The 7,457-nt window shown below is 65.9% G+C and carries 7 protein-coding genes and 4 tRNA genes; 9 read left to right on the top strand and 2 right to left on the bottom strand.

From position 1 onward, the window contains the following. Positions 1-250: 250 nt before the first annotated feature. The 3 genes from ACUXVE_RS19965 (at position 251) to ACUXVE_RS19955 (ending at position 1,752) form a co-directional block, all read left to right on the top strand. A tRNA-Gly gene (locus tag ACUXVE_RS19965) sits at positions 251-326 on the top strand. A gap of 138 nt (positions 327-464) precedes the next feature. After that, positions 465-1,571 (top strand): NAD(P)/FAD-dependent oxidoreductase, encoded by a 1,107-nt coding sequence (locus tag ACUXVE_RS19960; protein WP_445515016.1) that lies wholly within the window; start codon positions 465-467, stop codon positions 1,569-1,571. Between the two features lie 105 nt (positions 1,572-1,676). Further along, positions 1,677-1,752, top strand: a tRNA-Gly gene (locus ACUXVE_RS19955). Positions 1,753-1,819: 67 nt separating this feature from the next. On the opposite strand, the gene ACUXVE_RS19950 is transcribed toward ACUXVE_RS19955, so the two are convergent. After that, positions 1,820-2,287, bottom strand: coding sequence for a hypothetical protein (locus ACUXVE_RS19950; protein ID WP_445515015.1), 468 nt, complete (start codon positions 2,285-2,287; stop codon positions 1,820-1,822). Positions 2,288-2,328: 41 nt separating this feature from the next. Between ACUXVE_RS19950 and ACUXVE_RS19945 the strand changes: the two genes are divergently transcribed. The 4 genes from ACUXVE_RS19945 to ACUXVE_RS19930 are packed head-to-tail and all read left to right on the top strand — an operon-like array spanning position 2,329 to position 6,608. Then, on the top strand, positions 2,329-3,825 hold the full coding sequence (locus ACUXVE_RS19945; protein WP_445515014.1) for a TolC family protein: 1,497 nt from the start codon (positions 2,329-2,331) through the stop codon (positions 3,823-3,825). Then, positions 3,822-4,961 (top strand): ABC transporter permease, encoded by a 1,140-nt coding sequence (locus ACUXVE_RS19940; RefSeq protein WP_445515013.1) that lies wholly within the window; start codon positions 3,822-3,824, stop codon positions 4,959-4,961. The genes ACUXVE_RS19945 and ACUXVE_RS19940 overlap by 4 nt, the downstream gene beginning before the upstream one ends. Positions 4,962-4,971: 10 nt before the next feature. Further along, positions 4,972-5,700: an ABC transporter ATP-binding protein gene (locus tag ACUXVE_RS19935; RefSeq protein ID WP_025875189.1), complete on the top strand. Its 729-nt coding sequence runs from the start codon at positions 4,972-4,974 to the stop codon at positions 5,698-5,700. Continuing rightward, positions 5,697-6,608, top strand: coding sequence for an HlyD family secretion protein (locus ACUXVE_RS19930; RefSeq protein ID WP_445515012.1), 912 nt, complete (start codon positions 5,697-5,699; stop codon positions 6,606-6,608). The genes ACUXVE_RS19935 and ACUXVE_RS19930 overlap by 4 nt, the downstream gene beginning before the upstream one ends. A gap of 12 nt (positions 6,609-6,620) precedes the next feature. Here ACUXVE_RS19930 and ACUXVE_RS19925 read toward each other — a convergent pair whose 3' ends face one another. Continuing rightward, a complete protein-coding gene (locus tag ACUXVE_RS19925; RefSeq protein WP_445515011.1) occupies positions 6,621-7,073 on the bottom strand; it encodes a hypothetical protein in 453 nt (150 codons plus the stop codon). Positions 7,074-7,147: 74 nt separating this feature from the next. Here ACUXVE_RS19925 and ACUXVE_RS19920 point away from each other — a divergent pair. Together ACUXVE_RS19920 and ACUXVE_RS19915 are read left to right on the top strand one after the other, a co-directional pair. Next, positions 7,148-7,223: transfer RNA gene (locus ACUXVE_RS19920), tRNA-Gly, on the top strand. Between the two features lie 154 nt (positions 7,224-7,377). Then, positions 7,378-7,453: transfer RNA gene (locus ACUXVE_RS19915), tRNA-Gly, on the top strand. Positions 7,454-7,457: the final 4 nt, after the last annotated feature.

Raw genomic sequence — 7,457 nt, 5'->3', positions numbered from 1 at the left:
CTCATCCACGCATGGCGTGGATCTACTGGGTGTGTGTTCTACGCGGGATACCTCATCCACGCATGGCGTGGATCTACTGGGTGTGTGTTCTACGCGGGATACCTCATCCACGCATGGCGTGGATCTACGGGAATGTGGGGCTGCGGTAGATCCACGCCATGCGTGGATACGCAATGTCGGCCACTCCCGCAAATCCCTGAAAAAAAGCGCTTGACGCAATCCTTGGAACAGGTAAAATTTCGCCTCCCAAGCGGGAATAGCTCAGTTGGTAGAGCGCAACCTTGCCAAGGTTGAGGTCGCGAGTTCGAGTCTCGTTTCCCGCTCCAGATTCAAGAAATGCGCTCCCGAAAGGGAGCGTTTTTCGTTTGGCCGGAGCGGCTTCATCCCAACTTCACCGCCACTCCATCGCCTCACCATGTGCCGATCCGACGCTGTGCTCCCGGATCCAGCAAGGCGAAGCAGCAATGCCATGTTTTTCCCCTGCCAACGACTACGACGTGGTCATCGTCGGCGCCAGCTTTGCCGGTGCCGCCTGTGCACTGGCCGCTGCCCAGTACGGCCTGCGCGTCTGCGTGCTCGAACGCAAAACCGACCCTGGCGAACGCCTGCACACCACCGGCATCGTAGTGAAGGAGGCGATGGAACAGACCTGGCTGGGGCGCGTGCCTGATCATCTCGTGCAACGCGTCGCACGCGTGCGCCTGTATGCGCCGAACCTGCACAACGTGCTGCTGACCGCGCCGGGTTACTACTTCCTCACCACCGATACGCCAAACCTGATGCGCTGGCTGGCCAGCGAACTGCGTGCCAGTGGCGTGGACCTGCGGCTGCAGCAGTCGTTCACCGACGCCTGCCGCGACGGCGACGCGTGGCAGGTTGAAGGGGTGGGGCGCACGGCCTGTCTGGTCGGCGCTGATGGCGCACGATCACGTGTTGCCCAGCGTACCGGCCTGGGCCAGGTGCGCGACAATCTGTATGGCGTCGAGCGCGAGTTTGCCGGCGTGCAGCTGCCGCAAGGCGATGCGTTGCACTGCTTTGTTAGCCGCCGGTTCGCACCCGGCTACATCGGCTGGGCCGCGCAGAATCCCACCGGCGTGCAGGTGGGATTGGCGCTGCGGCATGATCCCGCACATGCACGCGCGCCGGATATCGAGGGATTCCTTGAACACGTGCGCGACGTTGTGGGACTTCCGCACTCGGCCCAGGTTGCCGGCACCCGCGCGGGCCTGGTGCCCTGCGGGTTGCCGGATGGCCCGATCACTGCGCCGGGCGTGATCCTGACCGGTGATGCGGCAGGTGTCGTCTCGCCGCTGTCGGCCGGCGGCATCCACTCGTCATGGCGGCATGGCTGGGCGGTCGGTGATGCGATCGGGTTGCACCGGCGCGGCAAGGGGCCGGCCGCAGAGCAGGTGGCGCGTCAGGCCGCCCCCACCTTTCACCGCAAGCGCATGCTGCGCTGGGCAATGGACCACCTGCAGCGGGACTGGCCGGTCAATGCGCTGCTGCGTACCGGCCCGATGCGCCGGCTGGCCGAGCAGATCTACTTCCATCGGCGGGGCGTGCGGATGTGATCCTGAAGCTGAACGCTGCTTCATGAGGGGGCAGCAGAATCCTGTTGACGCCGTGCAGCAATCCCGACACAATAGCGCTCCTTCGACGCAGGTCGAACGGAATCTGCGGGAATAGCTCAGTTGGTAGAGCGCAACCTTGCCAAGGTTGAGGTCGCGAGTTCGAGTCTCGTTTCCCGCTCCAGATTCAGAAAAACGCTCCCGCAAGGGGGCGTTTTTCGTTTGCGCACCGGAAAGGGATTGCGATCGCGCTAGCGCGGGCTGCCTCGGCCCGCACCGCACCAGGTTCGCACGTCCGCACGATCGAAGCCGGCGCAGGCGTTCTTCCGCGTGATGTACAGATACGGGGCGTCGGCCTGATAGGTGAAGTGGTAGTAGCAGTTCCGGTCCTGGCCGTACACCCAGTAGTTCGACGAGCCCTCGTTGATCACGTAGGGCTCGAAGGAAAAGATCGACGACTGCGCGGGAATGAAGTTGCTGCGGTCCATCAGCAGCATGGCCGCGTTCGACGCCAACGGAGTGGTCAGGCAGATCGCCGTCGTGCCCACGATGAGTACGGTCGCGAAGATGCCGAGCGTGCGGCGAAGGGCGGATTTCAAGCGTATTGCCTGCCGGTGGAAGCGTTCAGGACAATGTGCCGCAGCGCCCGCGGGCAGTCCAGCGTTCAGCTTGGCGGCGCCGATGAAAGGCTGTGGAAAGGCCGAGGGTTCGCAATGCATGCACCGCACACGCGCTGTAACGCACCTCCGACCGATTCTCCATGTCCACTCCACAATCGCGGCGTAGCCTCCTCGGCTTCTCTCTCCACGAAGGCGGGCGGGTGGCCAGTCGCATCACTTTCCCGGCAGCGTTCGCGCGCCGGTATGCCGTCGTCCCACGCATCGTCCTGGGTACCGGGGCGCTGCTGACCAGCATGATGCTGGTGGGCTGCATGTCGGTGCCGGTTCCCGATCTGCCTGATCGCGTACCAGCAGTGTGGAGTCAGACCGCGGCAGGACAGGGCGTAGCGGTCGACGCGCGGCAGTGGTGGAAGGTGCTGGCCGATGCGCGCTTGAACGCGCTGGTGGACGAGGCCATCGCCGGCAATCTGGACCTGCGCCAGGCCACCCTGCGGTTGCAGGCGGTACGCCTGCTGTCGGGCACTTCCGATGCGCGCTTCCGTCCGGAAATCTCCGCCAGTGCCAAGCAGGTGCAGGACGCCGCCGCGGTCGACACGTACTTCCACGCCGGCGTTGAAGCGATCTGGGATCTTGGCCTGTTTGGCGCAGCGGAGAGTGCCCGTCTAAGCGCGCAGGCGGCCAACGGAAATGCCGAAGCACTGCGCGATGCGGCACAGGTGGCGGTCATCGCGGATGTGGTGCGCAGCTACCTGGATCTTTCCGTCGCGCAGGCGCAGGTGGATCTGCTGGGCAGGCAGCAGGCCGTTGACGCACGTGGCGAGCAACTGGGCCTGGTGCGGCAGCGCCTGCATCTGGACGAGCCCGGTGAACTGGATCGCCTGCGCGCGCGGCGGGCGGCCACGCGCGCGGCCATTGCACAGGCGAATGAAAACGCGGGCAACGCCGCCCGCGCGTTGGCGCTGCTGCTGGGTCGCGATGGTCCGGATCCGGCCTGGAATGCCTATCGCACGCCGCCGCAGCTGAGCGCCTTCAGCCTGCAGCAGGTGCCGGCCGATCTGCTGCGCCATCGCCCGCAGATCCTGCTGACCGAGGCCGATGTGCTGCAGGCTGCCGCCGAAAAGGGCAGTGCACGCGCGTCGATGTTCCCGAAGCTGAGCCTGGGCGGTTCCATCCTGTACGCCTACAACCTGACCCAGAACGCTCGCTCCAATTCCGATTCCAGCCCATCGATCGGTCCCTACATCGATATCCCTCTGTGGGATTGGGGCCAACGTCGTGCGCGCTATCAATCCGACGACAAGCAGCTGGATGCAGCCTTGCTGGGGTATCGCAAGGCAGTGCTGCAGGGCGTGGCGGAAGTGGAGGGTGCACTGGGCAGCCTGGCCCGCCAGGACAGCAGCATCCAGTCGCTGCAGGTGGCCGACGAAGCAGCCCGGCAGCAGGCCGCGCGGCAGGCCCGGCAGGTGCAGCTTGGTCTTTCCAGTGAGTTCGACGGGCTGGAAACCCAGCGTGCCGCGCTGTCCGCGCAGGCCGACCTGATCGGCGCGCAGGGTGCTCGCGTACTTGCCTTCGCATCGCTCTATCGCGCAGTGGGCGGTGCTCCCTTGCCAGCCGAGCCTGAAGGCGACGCGCAATGATCGCGCTTGCCCGCAAGACCCTGGTTTACGAGTGGCGCCGTTTCCTGCCGGTGGTGCTGGCCATGTGTTTCGCCGGCGTGTTGCTTATCGTGCAGGCGGCGCTGGTGCTGGGCATCTTCGGCACCGCCGCGATCTACGTGAAGGCATCCAGCGCCGATGTCTGGGCGGGCTTTGCCGGCACGCAGAGCGTGAACTACGGTCATGCGATCAGTGCGGATGTAGAGAATCGCCTGCGGATGGACCCGGATGTCACCCGCGTCGAACCCTACGAGTGGGTCGATGGCGAGTGGCGCTCCAGCGCACAGGGTGCCGGCAACGTGTCGGTGTATCTGTCCGGCATCTCCACGGGAGGCGACGCGATGATGTTCTCGCGCATCCTGTCGCCCGACCTGCGTGCCCGGTTGCGCGAACCGGGTGCGGTGATCGTCGACAGCGCGGACCTGGATACGCTGGGCGTCGATCTGCACCGCAACCGCGCGTGGATCAATGGCAAGGCCGTGCGTGTGGTTGCCGCGCAACCCGGCCTGCGTGGCCTTGGCGGCGTCAACGTGCTGGCGTCTTTGGATACCGCGCGTGCCATCGCCGGAACCGATCCGCATGAAGGCAGCACCTATTTCGTGGCGGGCACGCGCTCACCGGAGCTGGCCGCGCGCGTGCGCGATCGACTCGGTGCATCGACGGGCCGCGCCACGCCCGTCGAGTTCTGGACAGCGCCGGAGTTCGCCAGTCGTTCGCAGCAGTACTGGCTGTTCGATACCGGCGCCGGCATCGCAGTGCTGTTCATGGCGGTCATTGTCTGCTTCGTCGGCGCGGTGATCACCAACCAGTCGTTTGCCGCGGTGGTGGCCGGATCGGTTCGCGAGTACGCCACCCTCAATGCGCTCGGCGCAGGCCGCTATGCGCTGGCCCGTGTGGTGTTCGAACAGGCCGTGCTGATCGGTGGTGTCGGCATGCTGCTCGCCGCAGCCTTCAGCGCGGTGGTGCTGATGGCCGCGCAGTCCCAGCGCGTACCGGTACAGCTCACGCCGATGGTGGTCCTTGGCTGCGTGGCGCTGGTCGCGGTGATGGCCATGCTGTCGAGCATCATGGCGGTGCGCAGCGTCGTCCGTTCCGATCCATCGCTGCTGCTGCGTTGAGGGGCCACCGATGACGAATGCTCCCATCGCGATCCCGACCCTGCGTGCCGACGCACTCGAAAAGGGCTTCGTGTCCGGCGATGTGCATGTGCCCGTGCTGCGTGGCCTGTCGCTGGACATCTATCCCGGCGAATTGACCCTGGTATCGGGCCCCTCCGGGTGCGGCAAGAGCACGCTGCTGTCGCTGATGTCCGGGCTCTCAACGCCTGATGGCGGTCGCGTGCATGCGCTTGGCCAGGACGTCAGCCACATGACCCGCAGCGAGGTGGAGCGCTTCCGTCTGCACCACGTCGGTTTCGTGTTCCAGGGCTTCAACCTGTTCCCGGCGCTGACGGCGCTGGAGCAGGTGCAGCTGCCGTTGGGCTATCGCGGCATGCGCAACCGCGACAGTGAGCCGTTGGCGCGGCAGGCGCTGGACGAAGTCGGCCTCTCGCACCGCAGCCACATGCGCCCGGCGCAGCTGTCCGGCGGCGAAAAGCAGCGCGTAGCCGTTGCCCGTGCGTTTGCCAAGTCACCCACGCTGATCTTCGCCGACGAACCCACCAGCGCACTGGACGCCGAGAACGGCCAGCGCGTGATCGACATCCTGCACCGCTATGCACGCGCGCATCAGGCCACGGTGTTGTGTGTAAGCCACGATCCACGCCTGATCCGCCATGCGGATCGGGTGATCGCCATGGAAGACGGCACGGTCCGCGATGACCGCCGCCAGAACGAAACCGTAGAGCCCAGCCCATGACCAGAATGCCGCCGTTGTTCTCCCTCAGCTTCTCCTTGGGCGCGGCATTGCTGCTGGGTGCCTGCAGCAAGGATGCACCCGTACCCGCGCAGCCGACCGCTGCCACGTCCGCCAGCGCGGACAACGCCGCCGTCGCGCGCGGCATCATCGATGTGGAAGGCGGGCTGATTGCACTGGTACCAGCGATGGAGGGTTCGGTCAGTACCGCGCCGGTGAAGGAAGGAGCGGTGGTGCGCAAGGGCGATGTCCTGCTCACCCTGGATGGCGCACTGCTTGAACAGGAGGTGGGCATGGCCAATGCCGATCTCGCGCTGGCCATCGATCGGCTGAAGGGCAGCCAGGCGCAACTGCGCGAACTGGAGCGCAACGCCACCCGCCTGGCCACCGGCGCCAGCGAAGGCGTGTCGTCCAGCCAGCAGGCCGACGCAGCCAGGCAGCAGCTGGCCGGCGTCCGCGCCGATGTGGATGTGGCCGGAGGGCAGGTCGACATGGCCCAGCACAAGCTGGAGCACGCCAGGCTCAAGCTGCGACAGATGTCGCTGACCGCACCGGACGCCGGCATCGTGGTCGGCCAGGTGCCGGGCGTGGGTGCGTTCGTGCAGGCCGGCAAGCCGGCGATGTCACTGTTGCCGGCGCGACCGTTGCAGGTGCGTGCCGAGCTGAGTGCGGCCTACGCCGATGCCGTGCAGGTTGGCATGCGTGCGACGGTGGTGATCGATAGCGATGGCGCAGAGGGCAAGCCACTGCCGGTGGCACGTGTGGTCCGCATCAGCCCGGTGTTCGCGCAGGCACGATTGCCCGAAGACGCAGGGCGCGGCGTGGCCAAGGTGGTGGAGTGCGTGCTGGAATTCGAGAGCGCCGCCAAGGCGCGCGTCGGCCAGCATGTGCGGGTGGAGTTCCACAGGTAGGGGCGTGCTTCGCTAAGGGCGTGCGCGTCGGGTCTGTTTCCCGGTCAGCGCCCGCCACGCACTGGCCAGCGACACCACGCACAGCGCCAGCAGCACAGCCAGGTCGAGCAGCAGCAGGCACAGCAGATGCATGCCCTGCACCGGCGCCTGGTGCAGGGCAGCGGCCAGCCAGGGGAACGACCAGGCCAGCAGCAGCACCAGGGCGATCAGCAGCCGCAGCCACAGTCGCCCTGGTTTCCTGGGACGCACGATCAGCACGGTGACCACCAGTTCCGCTCCGGCCAGTACAGCGAACTGGATGACCGCGCCGGTGGGGTAGGGCAGGGTGGCGCCTTCGAAGTGGCGCAGCATCCAGTAGTCCGGGGTGAAGCCTGCATTGATCAGTGCAGCAATCACCGCAAGCCAGGCCAGGGCGACAAGGCTCCAGCACAGGCGGGCGAAACGAGGTCTCGCGGGCGGGTTCATCGGTGCTGCGGACTGTTGACGGCGTGAAGGAATTTGGACACAATAGCGCTCCTTCGACGCAGGTCGGAGAATCTGCGGGAATAGCTCAGTTGGTAGAGCGCAACCTTGCCAAGGTTGAGGTCGCGAGTTCGAGTCTCGTTTCCCGCTCCAGATTGCACAGGGCCCCGGTTGGGGCCTTGTTTTTCTCCCGCCACGGCAAGGCGGGGCACGTTGAGCCACAAGGCTCTTCGCGCAGTCAGAAAAGTGAAAACTGTTGTGAAATGGCTGGTGTGTGTCCCGGGCTTCCGGTACCATGACGGCTTATGCGGGAATAGCTCAGTTGGTAGAGCGCAACCTTGCCAAGGTTGAGGTCGCGAGTTCGAGTCTCGTTTCCCGCTCCAGATT

It is taken from the genome of Stenotrophomonas sp. 3(2025) (assembly GCF_052665395.1).
Note: the sequence above shows the minus strand (reverse complement) of the source record. Positions and strands in the feature narration are given on the sequence as shown.